General features: G+C 63.1%; 20 protein-coding genes and 1 pseudogene. 12 read left to right on the top strand and 9 right to left on the bottom strand.

All coding sequences use genetic code 11. The annotated features are described in order from the left end of the window. Positions 1–55 precede the first annotated feature (55 nt). Complete coding sequence (locus NKK47_RS17625; RefSeq protein ID WP_023678301.1) at positions 56–265, bottom strand: DUF2061 domain-containing protein; 210 nt, start codon at positions 263–265, stop codon at positions 56–58. Positions 266–397: 132 nt separating this feature from the next. Beyond that, the gene (locus NKK47_RS17620; protein WP_023678300.1) at positions 398–2,062 is read right to left on the bottom strand and encodes a Na/Pi cotransporter family protein; all 1,665 of its coding nucleotides are present in this window, start codon (positions 2,060–2,062) and stop codon (positions 398–400) included. A 378-nt stretch (positions 2,063–2,440) separates the two neighbouring features. Between NKK47_RS17620 and NKK47_RS17615 the strand changes: the two genes are divergently transcribed. The 5 genes from NKK47_RS17615 to NKK47_RS17595 all read left to right on the top strand — a co-directional run bounded on the left by NKK47_RS17615 (position 2,441) and on the right by NKK47_RS17595 (position 8,432). Next, positions 2,441–2,812, top strand: coding sequence for an RcnB family protein (locus NKK47_RS17615; protein WP_352567922.1), 372 nt, complete (start codon positions 2,441–2,443; stop codon positions 2,810–2,812). 157 nt (positions 2,813–2,969) lie between these two features. Further along, positions 2,970–4,931, top strand: coding sequence for a DNA primase (gene dnaG / locus NKK47_RS17610; RefSeq protein ID WP_352567921.1), 1,962 nt, complete (start codon positions 2,970–2,972; stop codon positions 4,929–4,931). A gap of 374 nt (positions 4,932–5,305) precedes the next feature. Continuing rightward, positions 5,306–7,327 (top strand): RNA polymerase sigma factor RpoD, encoded by a 2,022-nt coding sequence (gene rpoD / locus NKK47_RS17605; protein WP_023678297.1) that lies wholly within the window; start codon positions 5,306–5,308, stop codon positions 7,325–7,327. Positions 7,328–7,547: 220 nt separating this feature from the next. Continuing rightward, positions 7,548–7,841, top strand: coding sequence for a GYD domain-containing protein (locus tag NKK47_RS17600; RefSeq protein WP_023678296.1), 294 nt, complete (start codon positions 7,548–7,550; stop codon positions 7,839–7,841). Between the two features lie 210 nt (positions 7,842–8,051). Then, a complete protein-coding gene (locus tag NKK47_RS17595) occupies positions 8,052–8,432 on the top strand; it encodes a thiol-disulfide oxidoreductase DCC family protein (protein WP_352457540.1) in 381 nt (126 codons plus the stop codon). A 62-nt stretch (positions 8,433–8,494) separates the two neighbouring features. On the opposite strand, the gene NKK47_RS17590 is transcribed toward NKK47_RS17595, so the two are convergent. Continuing rightward, positions 8,495–8,752 carry a DUF2798 domain-containing protein gene (locus tag NKK47_RS17590; RefSeq protein ID WP_352570975.1) on the bottom strand — a complete coding sequence of 86 codons (258 nt, stop codon included), beginning with the start codon at positions 8,750–8,752 and terminating at the stop codon, positions 8,495–8,497. A 270-nt stretch (positions 8,753–9,022) separates the two neighbouring features. On the opposite strand from NKK47_RS17590, the gene NKK47_RS17585 reads away from it, so the two are divergent. After that, positions 9,023–9,706: a PadR family transcriptional regulator gene (locus NKK47_RS17585; protein ID WP_352570976.1), complete on the top strand. Its 684-nt coding sequence runs from the start codon at positions 9,023–9,025 to the stop codon at positions 9,704–9,706. A gap of 113 nt (positions 9,707–9,819) precedes the next feature. Then, positions 9,820–10,110, top strand: coding sequence for an HlyU family transcriptional regulator (locus NKK47_RS17580; RefSeq protein ID WP_023678291.1), 291 nt, complete (start codon positions 9,820–9,822; stop codon positions 10,108–10,110). Positions 10,111–10,118: 8 nt separating this feature from the next. On the opposite strand, the gene NKK47_RS17575 is transcribed toward NKK47_RS17580, so the two are convergent. The 4 genes and pseudogenes from NKK47_RS17575 to NKK47_RS17560 form a co-directional block, all read right to left on the bottom strand. Continuing rightward, the gene (locus tag NKK47_RS17575; RefSeq protein WP_352577733.1) at positions 10,119–11,615 is read right to left on the bottom strand and encodes a polynucleotide kinase-phosphatase; all 1,497 of its coding nucleotides are present in this window, start codon (positions 11,613–11,615) and stop codon (positions 10,119–10,121) included. 278 nt (positions 11,616–11,893) lie between these two features. Then, a pseudogene (locus tag NKK47_RS17570) lies at positions 11,894–12,694 on the bottom strand (AAA family ATPase); the annotation flags it as partial. Next, entirely contained in the window at positions 12,691–14,073 is a 1,383-nt protein-coding gene (locus NKK47_RS17565; protein WP_352570978.1) for a 3' terminal RNA ribose 2'-O-methyltransferase Hen1, read from the bottom strand. The pseudogene NKK47_RS17570 and the gene NKK47_RS17565, both read right to left, overlap by 4 nt. A 131-nt stretch (positions 14,074–14,204) precedes the next feature. Beyond that, on the bottom strand, positions 14,205–14,849 hold the full coding sequence (locus NKK47_RS17560; protein ID WP_352577725.1) for an FMN-dependent NADH-azoreductase: 645 nt from the start codon (positions 14,847–14,849) through the stop codon (positions 14,205–14,207). A gap of 110 nt (positions 14,850–14,959) precedes the next feature. On the opposite strand from NKK47_RS17560, the gene NKK47_RS17555 reads away from it, so the two are divergent. Further along, positions 14,960–15,916: a LysR family transcriptional regulator gene (locus tag NKK47_RS17555; protein WP_023678287.1), complete on the top strand. Its 957-nt coding sequence runs from the start codon at positions 14,960–14,962 to the stop codon at positions 15,914–15,916. Here the strand turns inward: NKK47_RS17555 and NKK47_RS17550 are convergent. Beyond that, the gene (locus tag NKK47_RS17550) at positions 15,849–16,475 is read right to left on the bottom strand and encodes a TetR/AcrR family transcriptional regulator (protein WP_023678286.1); all 627 of its coding nucleotides are present in this window, start codon (positions 16,473–16,475) and stop codon (positions 15,849–15,851) included. The two genes, NKK47_RS17555 and NKK47_RS17550, sit on opposite strands and share 68 nt — an antisense overlap. Positions 16,476–16,541: 66 nt before the next feature. Here NKK47_RS17550 and NKK47_RS17545 point away from each other — a divergent pair, with 66 nt between their 5' ends. After that, positions 16,542–16,967: a VOC family protein gene (locus NKK47_RS17545; RefSeq protein WP_023678285.1), complete on the top strand. Its 426-nt coding sequence runs from the start codon at positions 16,542–16,544 to the stop codon at positions 16,965–16,967. Here NKK47_RS17545 and NKK47_RS17540 read toward each other — a convergent pair. Next, positions 16,964–17,914: a S1C family serine protease gene (locus NKK47_RS17540; RefSeq protein ID WP_023678284.1), complete on the bottom strand. Its 951-nt coding sequence runs from the start codon at positions 17,912–17,914 to the stop codon at positions 16,964–16,966. The genes NKK47_RS17545 and NKK47_RS17540 overlap by 4 nt on opposite strands. Before the next feature lie 170 nt (positions 17,915–18,084). Between NKK47_RS17540 and NKK47_RS17535 the strand changes: the two genes are divergently transcribed. The 3 genes from NKK47_RS17535 (at position 18,085) to NKK47_RS17525 (ending at position 20,578) form a co-directional block, all read left to right on the top strand. Further along, a complete protein-coding gene (locus tag NKK47_RS17535) occupies positions 18,085–18,954 on the top strand; it encodes a S1C family serine protease (RefSeq protein WP_023678283.1) in 870 nt (289 codons plus the stop codon). 7 nt (positions 18,955–18,961) lie between these two features. After that, positions 18,962–19,597: a helix-turn-helix transcriptional regulator gene (locus NKK47_RS17530; RefSeq protein ID WP_352570981.1), complete on the top strand. Its 636-nt coding sequence runs from the start codon at positions 18,962–18,964 to the stop codon at positions 19,595–19,597. Positions 19,598–19,711: 114 nt separating this feature from the next. After that, the gene (locus tag NKK47_RS17525) at positions 19,712–20,578 is read left to right on the top strand and encodes an SDR family oxidoreductase (RefSeq protein ID WP_352571121.1); all 867 of its coding nucleotides are present in this window, start codon (positions 19,712–19,714) and stop codon (positions 20,576–20,578) included. The last annotated feature ends 6 nt before the right edge of the window (positions 20,579–20,584 follow it).

Below are 20,584 nucleotides of genomic sequence, written 5' to 3'. Positions count from 1 at the left end.
ACGCCGCTTTAGCTTTTCTTGATCGCCGGTCGGGCGCCCGCCGCGGAGGCAAGAGCTAGGCGGCTGCCTTCCTTCCATAAGGAATTTTCAGCCACGCTCGCTCGTGAAGATAGTAGAGCAGCGACTTGGTGACGACCTCGGTCAGGCCGATGGCCGCGGCGAGCTTGATGCTTCCGGTCACGACGAGCGAAATGATCATCGTGTCGATGGTGCCGGTGACGCGCCAGGAAAGCGCTTTGGCGAAGCTGCGGGAATGGGTGTCCATCGACTTTCCTTGCGGTAGATGCGGCGATCTTTAGCCGACAGACAGGAGGTGGCGCAAAGATAATTTTTGCGCATTGGCCCACAGCAATTTTCATAGGCGATGTTCTGAAGCTACCCGGCCTGTGGACGCAATCTATCCAGCCTTCAGCCGCGAACCGGTGAGCAGGCCGCGCTCCTCAAGCACGGGATAGGCCATCGAGGCGAGCAGCGAGTTGATCTGCTTGAGGTCGCGAATGGTGTCTAGATGAATGGAGCTGGTCTCGACGCTCTTGGGGGTGCCGTCGCGCAGCCGCACGAAATGGCTCTGGCTGGTTTCCTTCTCGCGGTCGCGCAGCCGGTCCTTTTCCAGCACCAACTGGCGAGCGGTCTCCGGATCGCGGGATACCAGCACGTTGAAGGCAAGCCTGGCATTGGCAAGCACCAAGCCATGGAAGGCGCAAAGCTCACGCCAGCCTTCCGGCGTGAACTCCAGCCCGCGCTCGAATTTCTTCTTCACGTGGACCAGCATGTTGCGCACGATGATGTCGCCGACCTGCTCCAGCTTGACGCAGGCGCCGATCAGCTCCTGGCAACGCAGCGCCTCGTCCTCGCTCAACGGGTTCTTGGTGACCTTGGCCAGATAGAGCTTGATCGCAGCGTGCTTCCTGTCGACACGGTCGTCGAGTGCGGCCAACGCGCCGATCTTGTCGGCATCGGCGCTCTCATAGAGCTCGATGATCCGTTTCAGCATGATCTCGACCGTTTCGCAGACCCGCACCACCTCGCGGGTGGCGTTGGCCAATGCCTGGCTCGGCACGTCGAGCGCACTTTCGTTGAGCGCCGAAAGCTCGACGACGTCGAGCGCGTTAGCTTCCTGGGGCTTGGTGCCCAACGCCACGATCCTTTCCGAGGCGCGATAGACCAGGCTCGCCAGCGGTAGGCCGGCGATCAGGATCAGGATGTTGAAGACAATGTGGGCATTGACGATCTGCTCGGGCACCGTGCTGCCCAAGAAGGCGACCGGCGGCTTGAACGTCAGGAACAGGATCAGCATGATCAGCGAACCCATGCCGCGCATCAGGAGATTGCCGATCGGCACGATACGAACGCCGGGTTCTGCGTTGCGGGTTAGAAGCGGCGCGATGATCGAAGAGCCGAGATTGACACCGAGCACCAGCACGATGCCGAGTTCGGGCGGGATGAAGCCGCGGCCGGCCAGCGTCACCATCAGCAGCACCGCGGCGATCGAGGAATGGAACAGCCAGGTGACCAACGCCGCCAGAAGATAGGCGGTGACCGGATCGCCGGAGAAGTAATCGACGATGAGCGGCATCAGCGTGCTCTGGCGCAGTGGCTCCGACGCCTGGCCGATCATCTCCAGCGACAGAAGCAGCAGGCCGATGCCGACCAGGATGCGGCCGAACTGGCGCCAGTCGCGCCGCTCGGTGGCCATGAACATGACGGTGCCGGCGACCAGGCAGATCGGCACCAGCAGCGACAGATCGAAGGTGAGCAGCTTGACCACCAGTGCTGAGCCGATCTCGGCGCCGCGCACCGCAAGCTGGCCCGACATGCCGCTGACAATACCGGAGCCGGCGAATGAGCCGACCAGCAAGGTGACGGCGGTCGAGCTTTGCAGCGCGACAGCCAGGCCGCAGCCGGCCAGAACCGCCATGAACGGATTGCGCATTGTGGCGCGCAGTTTGTGGCGCAGCACATCGCCATAGGCGCGCTCGACGCCGGTCTTCACCAAACGGGTGGCAAACAGCATCAATGCGACCGCACCGGCAAGGTGCAGCAAAACGACAGAGCCACTCATGCCCGACCCCGCAACCCAACAGATGCCAGCGACGCGGGCGCCGTGACGTCAAGGGTGCAAAAGTGGGCGCGAATCGTGGACATTGCAGAGGTTGATATTACTCCGATTTATTTTAGCCGAATAATAAATTTTGCCCGGTTCCGACGCCTGTTGGCACGCGACGGAGCGTGTCGGAAATGGATGGCTGACAAAATGGTTGCATAGACTGCGGAGTTGCGGCGGGTCATGCGTCCATTCGCGGATGCCAGCTTTAAAGGTAGCGCTGAATTAGTCGTTCTAAATATAAGAAATCATTACGAAAACGTAATCTCGGTGTTCAGTTTCGGTTCATCCGTCCGGCTCTATTCCCTAGGCATCGACAACCAAGGAGTACCCGCCATGAAACGCGTCGTTCTTTCCGCCATTGCCTTCTCGATGCTGGCTGCAACCACCTGGCAGGGCCAGGCTGCACCTCTGAACACACCAAACGCGCCGCAGTCGAACTACAGCCAGGTCGACTGGCAAAGGCCCGGCAGGCATGTCGACGTGAACAAGCGCGTCGTAGTGAAGAAAAAGATCGTCGTGAAGCGCAGCCATTGGCGCAACGGCCAGAGATATTCCAGCTGGAAGCGTCACCAGCCGATCCGCGACTATCGCCACTATGGCCTGCGCCGTCCGGGTCCCGGGCAGGAATGGATCCGGGTCGGCAACGACTATCTGCTGGTCAGCGTTCTCTCCGGCCTGATCTTCGGTGCTATCGCCGCGCAATGAGCCCGGAACGGCTGACCGCGCTGCGTCGGTTTAGATCGAGAAGGCGGCCCGCGGGCCGCCTTCTCTTTTTGGCCTGTGAAAACCGGGTATGATCGCCATTAGGAGTCGTCGGGCTTCGCCCGTGTGATTATATGGAGGCCAAACGGGCTGTCCCCCCATGCGCTTTCCACCTGCTTTCCTCGACGAGATCCGCGACCGCGTGCCGATTTCTTCGGTGATCGGCCAGCGCGTCGCGTGGGACAGGAAGAAGACTAACGCGCCGCGCGGCGACTATTGGGCGTGCTGTCCCTTCCATGGCGAGAAGAGCCCGTCCTTCCACTGCGAGGACAAGAAGGGCCGCTACCATTGCTTCGGCTGCTCGGTTTCGGGCGACCATTTCAAGTTCCTGACCGAACTTGACGGGATGAGCTTTCCTGAAGCGGTCGAGAAGATCGCCGACATGGCCGGCGTGCCGATGCCGGTTCGCGATGCCCAGGAGGAGCGGCGCGAAAAGGAACGCGCCAGCCTGACTGACGTCATGGAGATGGCGACGGCGTTCTTCCAGGAACGGCTGCAGGGACCGGAAGGGGCAAAGGCCCGCGCCTATCTGCGCGACCGGGGGCTGACACCGGCGACGCAGCAGTCTTTCCGCCTCGGCTATGCCCCCGACAGCCGCAATGCGCTGAAGGAGCATCTTGCCGCCAAGGGTGTCCCCAAGGCCGACATCGAGGCGTGCGGGCTGGTGCGCCATGGCGACGACGTCCCGGTTTCCTATGATTGGTTCCGCGACCGCATCATGTTCCCGATCCCGGATTCCAGGGGCAAGATCATCGCCTTCGGAGGGCGGGCACTGGCGCCGGATGCGCTGGCCAAATATATGAACTCGCCCGATACGGAGCTCTTCCACAAGGGCAACGTGCTCTACAATTTCGCCCGTGCGCGGCAAGCACTGGGAAAGGGGGCGCTGGCCAAGGGCGGCACCGTCATTGCCGTCGAAGGCTACATGGATGTGATCGCGCTGGCGCAGGCCGGCTTCGAAAACGTGGTGGCGCCGCTCGGCACCGCGTTGACTGAAAACCAGCTCGAACTTCTATGGCGCATGGCTGGCGAGCCGGTGCTGTGCTTCGACGGCGACCAAGCCGGGTTGAAGGCAGCGTGGCGCGCCGCCGACATGGCGCTGCCGGCGGTCCAGGCAGGCCGCTCCGTGCGCTTCGCCCTGCTGCCGGAGGGCAAGGATCCCGACGATCTGGTCAAGGGTGACGGGCCGGATGCGTTCCGCGCCGTGCTTTCCGAGGCGCGGCCGCTGGCCGACCTCTTGTGGATGCGCGAGACCGCCGGCGGCATCTTCGACACGCCGGAACGGCGGGCGGAGCTCGAAAAGACGCTACGCGAACTGACCAGCCGCATCCGCGACGAGAGCCTTCGCTATCACTACCAACAGGAAATGCGCGAGCGCGTGCAGAGCTTCTTCGGTGCCCAGCGCGGACGCCAGGGACGTCAGGACGGACGGCCCGGTGAGCGCTTCCCGGGCAGGGTCTCAGCACCCGGCGGACAGTTTGCACGTGGCGGCGGTGCCGGTGGGCGCACCGCGATCACCGAAAGCCTCGGCCGCTCGGCGCTGGTCAAACGCGGCGGCGAGGGCATGTCGGTGCGCGAGGCGACGATCATTGCGGCCCTCGTCAACCATCCCGTGCTGATCGACGAGAATTTCGCCCATGTCGAGTTCCTCGATCTCGCCAATTCCGATCTGAAGCGGCTGCATGCGGCCATCCTCGACGCCATGGCGCACGATATGGCCAACAACCGCGAGGCTGTAATCGCGACGATCGAGCGGGCCGGCTGCGGTGAGATCTGGCAGCGCGCGGTGGCGCTGATCAAACGTGCGCGGCAATGGCCGGCGCTGGAAACGGCAGCACTCGACGATGCTCGCGATGCGTTCAGCCAAGCTCTCCACTTGCAGCGCAGCGCGCGCACCTTACATAAGGAGCTGAAGCAGGCGGAAGCAGCGCTCGCCAGCGATCCCACGGACGAAAATTACCGGCACCTGGTCGAAATCCAGGCGCAATTTCGTGATGTGCAGGCAACGGAAGCGCTGATCGAAGGGTTTGGCGTATCGTCGGGCAGAGCTGGGCGCGTTTAGATCGAAGCCTCCAGAAGACTGAAATGTAAGGACGTGCTTGCGCGTTGAATCAAGCGTGCGGTGCTCTAAGTCGGGTAATTGATTCGCTTTTTTCATGCGAATCATGCGAGAGGCGCTTGACCTTCCGGCAGAATGGCGGAATCAGGTCGATTCGAAACGTTAACCCGCCCCGGCATCGACGGGAATGCAGCGATGTAAGGTACTGATCACTGGACAGGCAGTCAGCTTGCCACAGATATCAGGGTTAATCTGGACTTAACGAGAGATGCAGTTACTGGCCCGGTAAAGCGCGTTCTGGAAGGAGCGCATCCAATTTGACCGGACCGGCAGCTTACGCGGCTTTGATACTCAGCCGCTTGGAGAAAATAAAGACTATGGCGACAAAAGAAAAGGAAGAAGTCGAGACCGAACGCGAGGCCGCGACCGATGGCCCTCTGCTCGACCTTTCCGACGATGCTGTCAAGAAGATGATCAAGGCCGCCAAGAAGCGCGGTTATGTCACCATGGACGAGCTGAATTCGGTGCTGCCCTCGGAGGAAGTGACCTCCGAGCAGATCGAGGACACGATGGCCATGCTTTCCGACATGGGCATCAACGTGGTCGAGGACGACGAGCAGGGCGAGGAGCCCGAAGCCGCCGACACCGCCGCTGATGCCGAGGAAGACGCCAACGAGCTCGCCGAGCAGACCGGCACCGCCGTCGCCGCCACCACGACCAAGAAAGAGCCGACCGACCGAACCGACGATCCGGTCCGCATGTATCTGCGCGAGATGGGCTCGGTGGAGCTTCTGTCGCGCGAGGGCGAAATCGCGATCGCCAAGCGCATCGAGGCCGGCCGCGAGACGATGATCGCGGGCCTTTGCGAAAGCCCGCTGACTTTCCAGGCCATCATCATCTGGCGTGACGAGCTCAACGAATCTAAGATCCTGCTGCGCGAGATCATCGACCTCGAGGCGACCTATGCCGGGCCGGAGGCCAAGCAGGCGCCGGTTGTCGAGCGTATCGAGGAAGCCAAGACCGAGGAAAAGTCGCGCCGTTCGCGCGAGGACGAGGACGACATCACCAATGTCGGCGGCGACACGCGTGGCCTGGTGGACGACGACGAGGAAGACGATGACGAGGCGAGCCTGTCGCTGGCGGCCATGGAAGCGGAACTGCGCCCGCAGGTGATGGAGACGCTCGACGTCATTGCCGACACCTACAAGAAACTGCGCAAGCTGCAGGACCAGCAGGTCGAGAACCGGCTGGCCGCCGCCGGCACGCTGTCGCCCAGTCAGGACCGCCGGCTGAAGGAATTGAAGGACCAACTGATCAAGGCGGTGAAGTCGCTGTCCTTGAACACGGCGCGCATCGAGGCGCTGGTCGAGCAGCTCTACGACATCAACAAGCGCCTGGTGCAGAACGAAGGCAAGCTGTTGCGGCTGGCCGAAAGCTATGGCGTGCGCCGCGAGGAATTCCTCAAGGAATATCAGGGCTCGGAGCTCGATCCGAACTGGACCCGCTCGATCGGCAATTTGACTTCGCGCGGCTGGAAGGAATTCACCAAGAACGAGAAGGACGCCATCCGCGACCTGCGCGCCGAGATCCAGAACCTCGCCACCGAGACGGCGATTTCGATCCAGGAATTCCGCAAGATCGTCAACCAGGTGCAGAAGGGCGAGCGCGAAGCCGCGATCGCCAAGAAGGAAATGGTCGAGGCCAATCTGCGCCTCGTCATCTCCATCGCCAAGAAATACACCAATCGCGGCCTGCAGTTCCTCGACCTGATCCAGGAAGGCAATATCGGCCTGATGAAGGCGGTCGACAAATTCGAATACCGCCGCGGCTACAAGTTCTCGACCTACGCGACGTGGTGGATCCGGCAGGCGATCACCCGTTCGATCGCCGACCAGGCGCGCACCATCCGCATTCCGGTGCACATGATCGAAACGATCAACAAGATCGTGCGCACCTCGCGCCAGATGCTGCATGAGATCGGCCGTGAGCCGACGCCGGAAGAACTGGCGGAAAAACTCGCAATGCCGCTGGAAAAAGTGCGCAAGGTGCTGAAGATCGCCAAGGAGCCGATCTCGCTCGAAACGCCGGTTGGCGACGAGGAGGATTCGCATCTCGGCGATTTCATCGAGGACAAGATGGCGATCCTGCCGATCGACGCGGCGATCCAGGCCAATTTGCGCGAGACGACGACGCGCGTGCTGGCCTCGCTGACGCCGCGCGAAGAGCGCGTGCTCAGAATGCGCTTCGGCATCGGCATGAACACCGACCACACGCTTGAAGAGGTCGGCCAGCAATTCTCGGTCACCCGCGAGCGCATCCGCCAGATCGAAGCCAAGGCGCTGCGCAAGCTCAAGCACCCGAGCCGGTCGCGCAAGCTCAGAAGCTTCCTCGACAGCTGAGGCCGGGTGACGGATAAGCAGTTTCAAGGGCGCCGGTGGCGCCCTTTTCCGTTTGGGCAGAGGCGATCACGATTGAACGCGCCGCTCTGAACGCGCCGCTCTTGCGTGTCGTGCCCTACGAGAGGATAATTCCGCGACGGACGCATTCTCTGGGCGACAAACCCGGATGCCCGCCCCGGCGGTTGACGCCGTGCTCCGTGGCCCCGGAGGGAGGTGTGCCATGACAACTTACATCGTGTTGATCAACTGGACGGAACAAGGCGCCAAAAACGTGCGCGAGTCGCCGAAGCGGCTCGATGCCGCCAAGAAGATGCTGGGAGACATGGGCGGATCATTCAAGGCATTTTATCTCACCATGGGGGATTGCGACATGGTGGCGGTGCTCGAAGCGCCCGACGATGCCGTCTTGGCTCGTTTCTCGTTAATGCTGGCGACGGCTGGCAACGTCAGGACTCGGACGCTCAAGGCTTTCCCGGAGGATGCCTATCGCGAGATCATCACCTCGCTCGGGTGAGCCGCTGCTCCTGAAGCGCGTCGCGCTGAACGGCCCTTGCGACGCGCTTTAAGCTCTTCTTTTTATGCATGTCGTTATCGTAAAACCGCTGCGTACCCTTTGGGCGACCTGGATCAGCGAAACCGGCCATTCCGCCGGTATCGTGTCACGTTGCGGCGCAACGGCATTTCTCGGATAATCCGTGCGTGTCCTCTGGTGCCGTTTCGAAACATGGCCAAGCCTCTGCTGACTGTCTGGTACAATACGCGCTGTCCGGTCTGCGATGCCGGTATCAGCCGGCAGAAGCGGCGACTGATCGAGGCGGTCAAGGCCGGGCGGATCGAATTTCGCGACATCAATGCCGAACCGGCGGCGCTGGCCGGATACGGCATCGGGCTGGAGGACATCCGGCGCCGGCTGTATGCGATCGACGCCGACGGCAAATTGCTGGCCGGCGCCGATGTTGCCATTGCTGTATGGCGGACGACGCCCGGCGAAGGCTGGCTCGCAACGCTGTTCGGCAATCCCGGCGCACTGCCGTTGACGCGCTATGGCTATGATCGTTTCGCCGATCTGCTCTACGCCTGGAATCGGCGCAAAGGCCGCTGGTAACGGTATTATTCGCTCCGCACCGAAAGGTCCGGAGATTGTTTCCAGGCCTTTCGCGTGCCCTGCTATCGAGCCGCGGGCTCGCAAAGCCAGCCAATGATGCAGCGCACCGCCGGCAGCACCAGCAGCAGCGTCGGAAAGGCCACCAGCCAGGACAGACCCCAAGCCGTCAGCCAAGTGGCCAGCATGTCGGGCTGGAAGCCAAGGCTTTTCAGTGTCGAGATGAACGACACGATGAACGTCATCAGCAACGACAGCACCAGCGGGCCGAGCACGGCGGCATAGCGCGCAGGCAGCTTACTGCGCGGGGTGTTCATGGTCATTTGGATTTCCCTGAAGCATCCGGTTCGTCGCCTTGCATCCATTCGCCGGTATTGTCGGCGTAACTGCCCGGAACGACCGGGGTGGATGCGTTGCTTCACGTCAGACGCTTACGGAGCGGCCTTCGGCCCTCATGCACCCTCTAGCTGCCCTCGCTGGCGAAATCAATCCTGCTGGTGCCATTTTCAGATACATCGTAAGATATATCTTGACTCGACCGTGGCGGGCACTTAGTTGAGATATATCGTAAGACATAACTCCAGGAGCAGACAATGCACAAAGGCGATCATTTCGGGCATCATCGTTTTGGCGAACACGCCGAGCGCGTTTTCATGCATATGGCCGGCAAGTTCGGTGGGCGCGGCGGCTTTGGCCCGTTCGGGCATGGCATGAGAGGCGGCGGACGCGGCGGGCCGGGCGACATGTTCCGCGCCGGCCGCATGCTGGCCGACGGCGATCTCAAGCTGATCACGCTGTCGCTGCTGGCCGAGGCGCCGCGGCACGGCTACGACATCATCAAGGCGCTGGAGGAGCGCACCAGCGGCGTCTACAGCCCGAGCCCCGGCGTGGTCTATCCGACGCTGACCTTCCTGGAGGAGGCCGGCTACGCCGTTTCTGCGCCGGAAGGCAACAAGAAGGTGTTTTCGATCACCGAGGCGGGGCAGGCGCATCTCAACGAAAATCGCGAGATGATCGACCACGTGCTCGACCACCTCGAGCGCTTCGGCCGCAAGATGGCGAAGGCGCGCGACTGGTTCGGCTGGAACGATGAAGGCGAGGACGGCGGCCGGCGCGGCCGCGGCCGCTCGGAAAAGCGCGACGAGTTTCGCGCCGTGCGCCACCGGCTGCGCGCCGCGCTCGGCGAAATCGCCGATGCGCCTGAAGCAAAGCAGGCCGAGGCAATCAGCATATTGGAAGCTGCCGCAGAGGCCTTGGAAGCGTTGTCGCGCGACTGATCTCTGAGTGCCAAGCTAGCTGCGGCCCTTGCCCGCTCGGCCAAGGACCGGTACTGAAAATCATCCTGCACCGCGCTATGTGGTGCAGGATGATTGCCGTTGGAGGATACCCCATGTCTTTTCTGAAGCGTCTTTTCGGCGGAGGCAACGAAGCCGCCGAGCCAAAGACAGCGGCGCCGGCAAAGCAGATCGAGCACAAGGGATTTTTGATCAGCGCCACGCCCTACAAGGCGGAGGGCCAGTACCAGACCTGCGGCGTGGTTTCGAAGGAGATCGACGGCGTGATGAAGGAGCACAAATTCATCCGCGCCGACCGCTTTGCCGGGCTTGATGATGCCGTCGACATCTCGATCAAAAAGGGCATCCAGCTGGTCGACGAGCAAGGCGAAAAGATCTTCGGATAGATCGGCTACTACAGCCTTGGGTCGATTGGCTCGCTTTCCAACGCCAGCACGGCGAAGACACACTCGTGAACCCGGCGTAGCGGCTGCTTGGCGACAAATCGCGTCAGTGCTTCGTGGCCAAGCGCGAACTCCCGGAGCGCCAGGCTGCGCTTGCCGGCCAGGCCGCGTTCTCGGAGGCGGACGAGATTGTCGGGCGCGTCATATTCGGGACCATAGATGATGCGCAAATATTCCGGGCCGCGGACCTTCAGCGCCGGCTGGATGAGCCCCTTCTTGCCACGGCTGACGAAGTCGCGTGGTTTGACCACCATGCCTTCGCCGCCTGAGCCAGTCAGCGCTTCCCACCAGGCGACGGCCTCGGCACACGCGCCGCCGTCGGCCAGATCAACCATACGCCTTCGAGTCGGCGTGACCACGCCGCCACGGGCAGCCAGACGGTCCGCGAGCGACATGTGCCAGACATGGTCCTGGTCAAACCAAATACGTCCCTCGCTGGCCAGCAGGTGGAAAGGCGCGGCCTTAAGGTCCTCGACGCCCGAAACTGGCCATACGTAGGGCGCCCAGGCGGTGGCGTATTTGGCTGCGCGGACGGCCCGGTCTTCAAGGCGTGCGTTCAGGCCGGCTGCATCGACGCCGCGCGCAATAGCACGGGCCAGCGCTTCGCTGCTGGCCTTGAGACCGGCGGCAGAGGATGTGGCCACAGGCGCATACTGGCTTTCGATCAGACTGCCGGCCTTGGCCGACCAAGGCATTATCTCGGCGTCCAGCAGCAGCCAGTCGCTGTTCAATTCCTTCCACAGGTCCGCCGTGTCGACCTCGGCGCGGAGACGGGCGAGCAGGCCCTCCGTCATGGCACTGTCGTTGAAAAAGGAGCGTCCGGTGCGGGTCCAGATTGCGCCGGTTTCGTCGCCAGGGACCCCGAAGCGGCTGCGTGCCGCCTGCGCGTTGCGGCAGAGCGCGATCACTGCCCGCGAACCCATGTGCTTCTCCTCGCACACGATCTGCGCAACGCCGCGCTCGCGGAAGTAAGCGAAGGCATCCTCCGGACGTTCCAGCCAGCCGTCCTGGCTGCTGGTCTCGGACGGCGACATGGTCGGCGGCAGATAGATCAGCCATTGCGGCGAGAGCGCGAAGCGGCTCATCACCTCCAGTGCTGCCGACGCGTTCTCCTCGGCCACGACAATCCGGCCCCTCAGTCCGGTCTCGATCCAACGGCGACCGGAGACATCCTGATAATCGAGCACGCCGTCGGCGTCGGCCTGTGCCGATTTACCGGGACCGGACCCGCCCAGCGGACGTATCGGCTCCGACCAGGTCTGGATTGCCGGCACCTCGACCAGTTCGCGTTCCGGCCAGCGCAAGGCCGTCAGCTTGCCGCCGAATACGCATCCGGTGTCGATGCACAGGGTGTTGTTGACCCATTCAGCCGATAGCGTGGGCGTATGTCCATAGATAATGGCCGTCTTGCCACGATAGGCCGCGGCCCAGTCGGCGCGGACGGGCAGCCCGAACTCGTCGGTCTCGCCTGTGGTCTCGCCGTACAGAGCGAACTCGCCACAGCGCCGGAACCGCGTCCGATCATCTCTTCCTTGAGGCCGGCATGGGCGACGGCGAGGCCTCCGCCATCGAGCCAGACATGGCTGCGCAGGCCGTCGAGAAAGGCCGGCAGCGCCTCGCGCAGGCCTCGGTCCTGTGCATTTAGCTGATCGACAGTCTGCTGGAGGCCGTGAGCGACCGTGACCTTGCGGCCTTCTAGCCAGCGGCTGAGTTTGCCTTCATGGTTGCCCTGGACACAGTATGCGGTTCCAGCCGCGACCATGCTCATGGCAATGCGCAGCACGTCGGGCGAGTTGGGGCCGCGATCGACGAGGTCGCCGACAAAGACGATCTTGCGGCCCTCTGGTGGGACCACGGTGACCGTTCGGTCGCCCTGATGCTCAGACCAGACGATGCTGTAGCCCAATCGAGCGAGCAGGATATGAAGCTCATCCGAACAGCCGTGGATGTCGCCAATGATATCGAACGGGCCATGGTCGTCGCGCTCATCGGTCCACAGCGGCTGTCGCGACACCTCGGCCGCGTCGATGCTGGCCTCGCTGGTAAGCTTCCAGACTTGGCGGAAGCCCTCGCGTTGCAGGGCGCCAAGACCCTTGCGGATCTCGGTTGTCATGCGCTGGGCGACCCCGGCGCCGAACTGCCGGTCGGCTCGCACCGCATTGCGTGCGACGCACACCTCGACGCCTGGATCGAGGACCACGGCGACGGGCAAAGCGTGCCACTTGCGCGCCAGCTCAATCCAGGCCTTGCGGTCGGCGGCTCGCACATTGGTGGCGTCGATGACGGCCAGCCTGCGGTGTTTAAGCCGTTTGCCGGCTATTTCGCGAACCAGATCGAAGGCATCCGCAGAGACGTCCTGGTCGGTCTCGTCGTCGGAGATCAGCGCCCGGCACTGGTCCGAGGAGATAATCTCGGTCGTCAGGAAATGCTTGGCGGCGAAAGTCGACTTGCCCGATCCGGTCGAGCCGATCAGCACGACGAGGGCGAAGTCAGGAATGGTGAGGTTGGTCTTATCGGGTTCTCTCATCGGGTGAACACCGCCATCTGTGTGGGGGCGCCGAGGGTCGGGTCCTCGGCTCCGATACCGCTGAAGGTGGCTGCATAGCCATAGATCTCGCCGATTTTGGCCGCCCAGGCTTGGAACTGAGCCCGGCTCCATTCGAAACGGTGATCGGGATGGCGAAATGCGCCAGAGACCAGTCTTGGAAACAGAGCGTTGTAGTCCGCATTCGGAGTGGTCACGATGACGGATTTGGGCGCCGTCTCACCGAAAACGATGCGTTCGACCAGGGGCAGCCTGTCCTCGTCGAGATGCTCGATGACCTCGACCAGAACGGCGATGTCGGCTGCGGCCCAACGGCTGTCCCGGTAGGTCAGCGATCCATGCAGCAGCGTGACCCGGCCCTCGGGCGGCCCGCCTAATTCGTTCAGCTTGAGACGCTTTGCGGCCCATTCCAGTTCGCGCGCCGCCGGATCCAGACCGAACAGCTTGTGGATCCATCGCTCGCGCACCAGCCTGTCGAGCAGCTTGCCTTCACCGCATCCCAGGTCCGCAACCGTGGTTCCTCCCGTCGCCCGAATGGCGTGGACAACTGCGTCCATGCGCAGATCGTTGAGCCGGATAGGCGTCTCAAGCGCTTCCTCGGGCGTGACGCGCAACTCGGCAGGTTGTGCCTCGCCAGCCGTCTCGGGAGCCAGTCGCTCCAGGGCGATGCGGGTCAAGGCCCTGCGATTGCCAAGATAGCGGCGCACGATCAGGTCTTTGGCCGGATGGTTTTCCAGCCAGCCTTCGCCTTTGGACAGCAGCTTGTCGATCTCTGCTTCGCCGACCCAATAATGCTTGGCATCGTCCATCACCGGGATCAGCACATAGAGGTGGTTCAACAAGGCGCTGAGTCGGCCCGTGCCAGTCAGCTTCAGATGGCCATATCGGGGCTCGCCTGCAGCACCCCCGTTTCCTTCGATTGGCGTCAGATCGACTGTCCAGCCCATGGGTTCGAACAAACTTCGAACCAGAACCTCACCGCCGCGCATTGGCAGTGGAGTAACCACGGCTTCCAGCGGCAGTTCGCTGTCGGCCAGTTCCTGGCGCTCCTTCGATATACCGGTCATCGCCGTCCGCAGCATTTTGTTCAGCGCCACCGACAGGAAGGATGATGCTGCGTAAGGCCGGTCGTTCACATATTGGTCGAGCAGGCCTTCTGCCTGGCCCTTGCCCCGCACCAGTCCCACAGGATCGACATCGAGCAGGAGTGCAGCCTCGCAACGGTCTTCGGTTGCCTCGGGATAGAACAGCCACGCCTTGCCGAAAGACAGGTCGGTCTCGTGCAGGCGATCCGGATGCTTGTGCAGCAAGAAACCGAGATCGGTGGCCGGACGGTGCGTTGTGGCAACGGAAAGGAACATCCGCGACCGATAGCGCAGACAAGCGGAATAACCAATGGCGGTTGTGTGGCCCACCACAATAGGTTGTCGCCAACGACAACAAGGACAGGCGCCGGCGCCTGCCCTTGTACAATTCAGACGATGCTGACGCTTTATGCCGCGGTGGCCACGCGCTCGGCATTTCCGGTCGCAGCCACAATGGCGTCGACCTTGGTCGAGGCCTTGGCCAGCGCTGCTGCCACCGCATCGGCGCCCATGCCGACCCCTTCGATGCGGATGACCTCGACATCGGTCATGCCGAGGAAGCCAAGCACGCTGCGCAGGTAGGGAATGGCGTGATCGAACTGCACGGCCGCACCTTCGGAATAGATGCCGCCCGAAGCCAGTACGATGTAGACCTTCTTGCCGGTGACGAGCCCCTTGGGGCCGTTCTCGCCATAGGCAAAGCTCTTGCCGGAACGGGCAATGTGATCGACCCAGGACTTCAGCGTCGAGGAGATGTTGAAGTTGATGAAGCCGGTGGCGAGAATCACCGTATCGGCCGCGAATAGTTCATCCAGCACGACATCGGAGACGCCAACGACTTCAGCCTGGCGTGAGGTGCGCGCTTCGGCCGGCGTGTAGATGCCGGTCGCATAATCGGGATCGATGTGCGGCAACGGATTGGCGACGAGGTCGCGCACGACAAGCGTGTTCGACGGATCGGCGGCAACAAGCTTTTCAGCGAATTCAGTAGCAATTCGGGTCGAGTGCGAGGCAGCGCCGCGCGGGCTCGATGTGACAAGAAGGATGGACATAATGGGGTCTCCAGGGTTGGATTAAAATCTCCTGGCAAATATGTGTGCGCAGACCCATTTGAAAAACTGGTGTATTTTGTATATTATCCATCTAAAATGTGGATTGAACGATGCAACCGAACCCGACGCTTGACCAACTGCAGATCCTGGTTGCGGTGGCCGAGACCGGCAGCTTCTCGGCCGCCGGGCGCAAATTGAATCGCGCGCAATCGGTGATCAGCTACGCCATCGCCAACCTCGAAGCGCAGCTCGGGCTGAAGCTGTTCGAGCGCGAGGGCACGCGTGAACCGCAACTGACCGATGTCGGCAAGGCGACGCTGGAAGATGCGCGGCGCATGGTCGGCGTGCTGCAACGCATCCGCTCGCGTGTCGACGGATACCGGCAGGGATTGGAGGCGGAAGTTACGCTGTCGGTCGACGTGACGCTACCGTCGCCGGTGCTGGTTCGGGTGCTAAAGGCATTCGAGGCGCAGTTCCCGGCCGTGACGCTGCGTCTCCATATCGGCTCGCTTGGCCTTATCCTCGATCATGTTGTCGGCGGACAGGCCGATCTCGGCATCGGGGGGCTTCTGGGTGAGACGGACGTGAATCTGCTTCGCATCGGCTTCTTCTCCCTGGTGCCAGCCGCAGCGCCTGATCACCCCCTGGCGCTGCTGCCGAGACCAGTGGCGCTAGAGGATGTCCGCGAACACATCCAACTGGTCGTCTCGGACCAGTCCGAGCGTACGCGCGGGCGTGACTATGGCGTCTTCGCCTACCGCACCTGGCGGCTGACGGATGTGCGCACCAAGCACGTGCTGATGCGCGAGGGGCTGGGCTGGGGCGGGCTGCCGCGATGGCTGATTGCCGATGATCTGGCGACCGGCCGGCTCGTCGAACTCGATCTCGAGCCTTACAGCGAAGTCCGCTCGCCGCTCTATGCCATGCACCGCGCCGATCGCAGCCCGAAACCGGCGGCCGCCTGGCTGATCGACCAGTTCAAGCGCCAGCTAGGCTGTTTCAACGAGTTCGAACCGGGTGAGATACCTGAGGAGCAGCCGGAGACAGGCCGTCGATCAGCGCCATGAGAACGGCGCGATAGTCCTCGATCGATGCTCCAGTTTCGATGGCGAGCGCTGCGCGGTCGAAGGCGGCTGCGAGCAAAGCGGTCAGTGCTTCCACAGGCAGTCTCGTCATGGAGTGCGAGCGCATCGCGGCAACAAGGCCTTCGCGCAGCGAACGGTTGCCATGGCGATTGTCGATCGCATCCATGGCGGCGCGGCCCAGCACGGCCGGGCCATCAAGCAGCAAGAGCCGCGTACGGCCGGGCGCACGCATGGCAGCCAGATAGGCATCCGAGCCGGCAATCAGCGCATCGCGGGCAAATAGCGAAGGCGGCGACGCGCGTTCGATCTCTTCCGAGACGGCTTGCGCCTCCTGTTCGACCACAGCGGCAAACAACGCCTGCTTGTCGGCAAAGTGATGATAGAGCGCGCCGCGCGTGACGCCGGCAGCGGCGGCGATCTCGGGTGTGCCGGTCTCGGCATAGGACTTTTCGGTGAACAGTTTGCGAGCCGCGGCGATGAGCTCGGCGCGTGTCGCGGCGGTGCGATCACGGTTGGAGCGACGAGCGGATCCTTGTTGCATACATGCAGCCTGTATGTTAATTCCATTTACCTGCAGACTGTATGTTATTTGCCGGGAGAAGGAAAGATGAGGACGACGAGCTATTATCCGGTGCTGATGACGAGCGACGTTGCCGGCACGGCAGCCTTTTATGTTGCGCATTTCGGCTTCAAGCCGCTGTTTGAGGCCGACTGGTACGTGCATCTGCGCTCGGCCGAAGACCGTCGCGTCAACCTCGGCATCGTCCAGGGCGATCATGAGACGATCCCGGAGGAAGGGCGGGGCCGCACATCTGGCCTGCTGATCAATTTCGAGGTCAGGGATCCGGATGCCATCTATAAGCGGATCACCGCCGCTGGCCTGCCGATCCTGCGGACGCTACGCGACGAACCCTTCGGCCAGCGCCATTTCATCACCAGGGATCCCAATGGCGTGCTGATCGACGTGATCAGGCCGATCCCGCCGAGCCCAGAATTTATGGCGCAATATGCGCAGGGTGCTGCGGCGCGCTAACTCGCCCGCGCCAACGGCATCACGGTGACCTGAGTAATGCCGGAGCGGCGCACCACCGTGCACAGTGTCTCGCGGCCGATTCGCTCGGCGTCGAGCATGCGCACCAGATCGTCGACGCCGGTGACCGGACGGCCGTCGATGGCGGCAATAATGTCGCCTTCCCTGAGGCCGGCTTTGGCCGCCGGGCTGTTCTTTTCGACGGTGCGCAGGCGCACCGCCGTGCTGCTCGATACTTGCGACAAAAGGGCTGCGCGGCGCGGCAGGTTGGTGGTGTCGGCGGAAACGCCGATGAAGGCACGGCGCACACGGCCGAAGCGGATGATTTCCGAGATGACGAAATTGGCGGTGTTGGAGGCAACCGCGAAGGCGATGCCTTGCGCACCGTGGATCATCGCGGTGTTAACGCCGATCACCTCGCCAGCCGAGGACACCAGCGGTCCGCCGGAATTGCCGGGGTTGAGCGCGGCGTCGGTCTGGATGACGTCGTCGATCAGCCGGCCGGTGGAGGCACGCATCGAGCGGCCGAGTGCCGAGACGACGCCAGTGGTGACGGTCCATTCGAAGCCGAGCGGATTGCCGATGGCAATAGCAATCTGGCCGCGCCTCAATCGCTTGGAATCGCCAAGCGGCGCGACGTCGGCAAAGTTGCCGTCGGCGCGCACCAGCGCAATGTCGGTGTCGGGATCGCGGCCGAGCACGCGGCCTTCCCTGGAGGCGCCATCCGGCATTGATACGCGCACGCTGCGCGCATCGCCGACGACGTGGAAGTTGGTGACGACCAGCCCGTCCTGCGCGATGACGAAGCCGGAGCCATGGCCGCCCGGGCCACCGATGCGCTCGATGCGGCAGACGGCGGGCCCGATGCGGTCGACGGCATCGGCGACCGTCGCCGAATAGGCATCGAGAAGGGCATCGTCATATTGCAATTGCTGGGCGGGCAGGGCCATCCGAGGGCTCCGTTTGGAACAAGATGAACAATGCCTATATGTGCGGAGCGGCCGGACCGGCCGCGACCTGACCAGATGGCCAGTCACATGCCCAAACTAGCCGTCAGGCGAGTATCCGCCAACGTCCTGCCGGGCGATATCTGGGTCACGAAGAACCCAGGAGACAGATCATGAGCGATTTCAATCTGAGCACGTTTTCCGACGCCATTGCCGACATCGCGGCAGCCGCGGCACCAGCGACGGCCAGCTTCGCGACCCACCACCGGACGTCAACTGCTTTCCACTGGCGGGACGGCTATTTCGTCACTGCCGAGGAGGCAGTCGAGGCCGGCGAGGAGATCGAGCTGACGTTTTCTTCGGGCGAAGCCGTCAAGGCGGAACTGGTCGGCCGCGACCCGTCCACCGGCACGGCCGTTTTGAAACCGGCCGGCGCGCCGGGCGCCCCGTCACTGGTAAAGGCGGATGCGGTGCGGCCGGGCAACCTGGCGGTCGTGGCGGGCAATAGCGACGGCACCTCGCTCGCTACCTTCGGCACGGTCGGCGAGGTCGGCCCGGCCTGGCGTTCAATGCGCGGCGGCACGATCGACCGGCGCATCAACCTTGCCGTCAATGCCGGCGGCCGTTTCGAGGGTGGCCCTGTGCTCGACGCCAAGGGTGGACTGATCGGCATGCTGCTGTTCGGGCCACGCCGGCGGGCGCTGGTCATGCCTTACGAAACGATCGAGCGGGCAGTCACGACGCTGCGCGAGAAGGGTCATGTGGCGCGCGGCTATCTTGGCGCCGGCCTGCATCCGGTCCGCAATGGTGATACCCAGGGCGCCATGGTGATGAGCCTCGACGATAACGGGCCGGCGAAATCAGCCGGTCTCAGTCTCGGCGACATCATCGTGTCGTGGAACGCAGAGACGGTGCATGGCCCGCGCGAGCTGATCCGCAAGCTCGGGCCGGACAGCGCCGGTGCCTTGGTGACACTCGGCGTGGTGCGCGGCGGCGAGAACCGTGAGGTTTCCCTGACCATCGGTGAAAAGCCACTGAGCTGAGGGATAGATGGTAAGCGGTGAGGTCGCTGGCAGACGGCTGACGGTGCTGATCGCGCTCGGTGACGTCGAGCGCGCGCGAAGTCTGTCCGCCGTTCTCGCCGCGACCGATGATCTGCGGCCGGTTCTGGCCGGCGAAGTCGACGGGCGTGAGGCGGCGGATGTCGCCATCGTCGATGATCATGGGCTACAAGGCGGGCTCGTCGACGCGGCTATGCCTCGCGTGCTGCTATCGTCGCGAGCGGCCCGCGAACGGCCGGCCGATACAGTGTTTGCCGTGCTGCCGGTGCAAGCGGACGAGTTGCTGATCGCCGCCGCCGCGCGGCTCGCGGCTGCGGGCTACCGGATTTCGCGCGACAGCCATGCTCTATCCGATCGGCATCACGATTTGATCTTCCATGACAGCGACCGGTTCGAAGAGGAACTGACCGACGAGCAGATCGTCCGGCCGACGCTTTCGCCGCGCGAGAGCGAAGTGCTGGCGCTGCTGGCCGAGGGCGCCCCCAACAAGGTCATCGCGCGGCGGCTGAACATCTCCGTGCATACGGCGAAGTTCCATGTCGCAGCGATCCTGACGAAGCTCGGTGCCGCCAACCGCACCGATGCGATCGCCATCGCCATGCGGCAGGGCCTGGTGCTGGTCTAGCTCAGATTGTCTCAAGGCCGACGCAGCGTAACCCGCATCCGGTGTGTTGGGCCTTGCGCGGCGGTTCTCAGCCGCGCAAGGATCGTGTCTTTCATGTTGAAGGAAGGCGCAAGGATGTCGCTCAAGGGAAAGACGCTTTTCATCTCCGGCGGGTCGCGCGGCATCGGGCTGGCGATTGCGCTGCGCGCCGCGCGCGATGGCGCCAATGTGACGATCGCGGCCAAGACCGCCGAGCCGCATCCGAAGCTGCCCGGGACGATCTACACGGCGGCGCACGAGATCGAGCAGGCCGGCGGCAAGGCGCTGCCGGTGCTGTGCGACATTCGGGATGAAGAACAGGTCGCCGAAGCGGTCGCCAAGACCGTGGAGAGGTTCGGCGGCATCGATATCTGCGTCAACAACGCCAGTGCCATCCAACTCACCGGCACGCTGGAGACTGATATGAAGCGCTACGATCTGATGCACCAGATCAACACGCGCGGCACTTTTCTCGTCTCCAAAATGTGCATTCCGCACTTGAGGTTGGCGGAAAATCCTCACATCTTGAATCTGGCGCCGCCGCTTGACATGAGGGCCAAGTGGTTCAAGAACCATGTCGCCTACACGATGGCAAAGTTCGGCATGTCGATGTGCACGCTGGGCATGAGCGCCGAGTTCGCCAGGGACGGCATTGCGGTCAATTCGCTATGGCCGATCTCGACCATCGACACAGCGGCGGTGCGTAACCTCCTGGGCGGGGCGACGGTGGCGGCGATGAGCCGTTCGCCCGACATCATGGCCGATGCGGCATACGCCATCCTGGTCAGGCCGTCGCGTGAGGCGACCGGCAATTTCTACATTGACGAAGAAGTGCTGCGCGCTGAGGGCGTCAGCGATTTCTCGGCCTATGCGCCGGGTGCGACAGGCCCGCTCGCCGGCGACTTTTTTGTGCCGGACGAGGTGTTCGGCCGGTCGGATACCAAAATCAAAGGTATCTACTGACGGAAA

Origin of the sequence: Mesorhizobium sp. M0019 (assembly GCF_040323975.1) — a bacterium.
Classification (GTDB): domain Bacteria; phylum Pseudomonadota; class Alphaproteobacteria; order Rhizobiales; family Rhizobiaceae; genus Mesorhizobium.
Note: the sequence above shows the minus strand (reverse complement) of the source record. Positions and strands in the feature narration are given on the sequence as shown.

Coding starts and splice junctions, on each gene's coding strand:
- NKK47_RS17545 (WP_023678285.1), top strand. CDS start 16,542: ATGAGGACGACGAGCTATTATCCGGTGCTGATGACGAGCGACGTTGCC.
- NKK47_RS17585 (WP_352570976.1), top strand. CDS start 9,023: ATGCACAAAGGCGATCATTTCGGGCATCATCGTTTTGGCGAACACGCC.
- NKK47_RS17580 (WP_023678291.1), top strand. CDS start 9,820: ATGTCTTTTCTGAAGCGTCTTTTCGGCGGAGGCAACGAAGCCGCCGAG.
- rpoD (WP_023678297.1), top strand. CDS start 5,306: ATGGCGACAAAAGAAAAGGAAGAAGTCGAGACCGAACGCGAGGCCGCG.
- dnaG (WP_352567921.1), top strand. CDS start 2,970: ATGCGCTTTCCACCTGCTTTCCTCGACGAGATCCGCGACCGCGTGCCG.
- NKK47_RS17540 (WP_023678284.1), bottom strand. CDS start 17,914: ATGGCCCTGCCCGCCCAGCAATTGCAATATGACGATGCCCTTCTCGAT.
- NKK47_RS17525 (WP_352571121.1), top strand. CDS start 19,712: ATGTCGCTCAAGGGAAAGACGCTTTTCATCTCCGGCGGGTCGCGCGGC.
- NKK47_RS17595 (WP_352457540.1), top strand. CDS start 8,052: ATGGCCAAGCCTCTGCTGACTGTCTGGTACAATACGCGCTGTCCGGTC.
- NKK47_RS17530 (WP_352570981.1), top strand. CDS start 18,962: ATGGTAAGCGGTGAGGTCGCTGGCAGACGGCTGACGGTGCTGATCGCG.
- NKK47_RS17555 (WP_023678287.1), top strand. CDS start 14,960: ATGCAACCGAACCCGACGCTTGACCAACTGCAGATCCTGGTTGCGGTG.
- NKK47_RS17550 (WP_023678286.1), bottom strand. CDS start 16,475: ATGCAACAAGGATCCGCTCGTCGCTCCAACCGTGATCGCACCGCCGCG.
- NKK47_RS17565 (WP_352570978.1), bottom strand. CDS start 14,073: ATGTTCCTTTCCGTTGCCACAACGCACCGTCCGGCCACCGATCTCGGT.
- NKK47_RS17615 (WP_352567922.1), top strand. CDS start 2,441: ATGAAACGCGTCGTTCTTTCCGCCATTGCCTTCTCGATGCTGGCTGCA.
- NKK47_RS17600 (WP_023678296.1), top strand. CDS start 7,548: ATGACAACTTACATCGTGTTGATCAACTGGACGGAACAAGGCGCCAAA.
- NKK47_RS17620 (WP_023678300.1), bottom strand. CDS start 2,062: ATGAGTGGCTCTGTCGTTTTGCTGCACCTTGCCGGTGCGGTCGCATTG.
- NKK47_RS17590 (WP_352570975.1), bottom strand. CDS start 8,752: ATGACCATGAACACCCCGCGCAGTAAGCTGCCTGCGCGCTATGCCGCC.
- NKK47_RS17535 (WP_023678283.1), top strand. CDS start 18,085: ATGAGCGATTTCAATCTGAGCACGTTTTCCGACGCCATTGCCGACATC.
- NKK47_RS17560 (WP_352577725.1), bottom strand. CDS start 14,849: ATGTCCATCCTTCTTGTCACATCGAGCCCGCGCGGCGCTGCCTCGCAC.
- NKK47_RS17625 (WP_023678301.1), bottom strand. CDS start 265: ATGGACACCCATTCCCGCAGCTTCGCCAAAGCGCTTTCCTGGCGCGTC.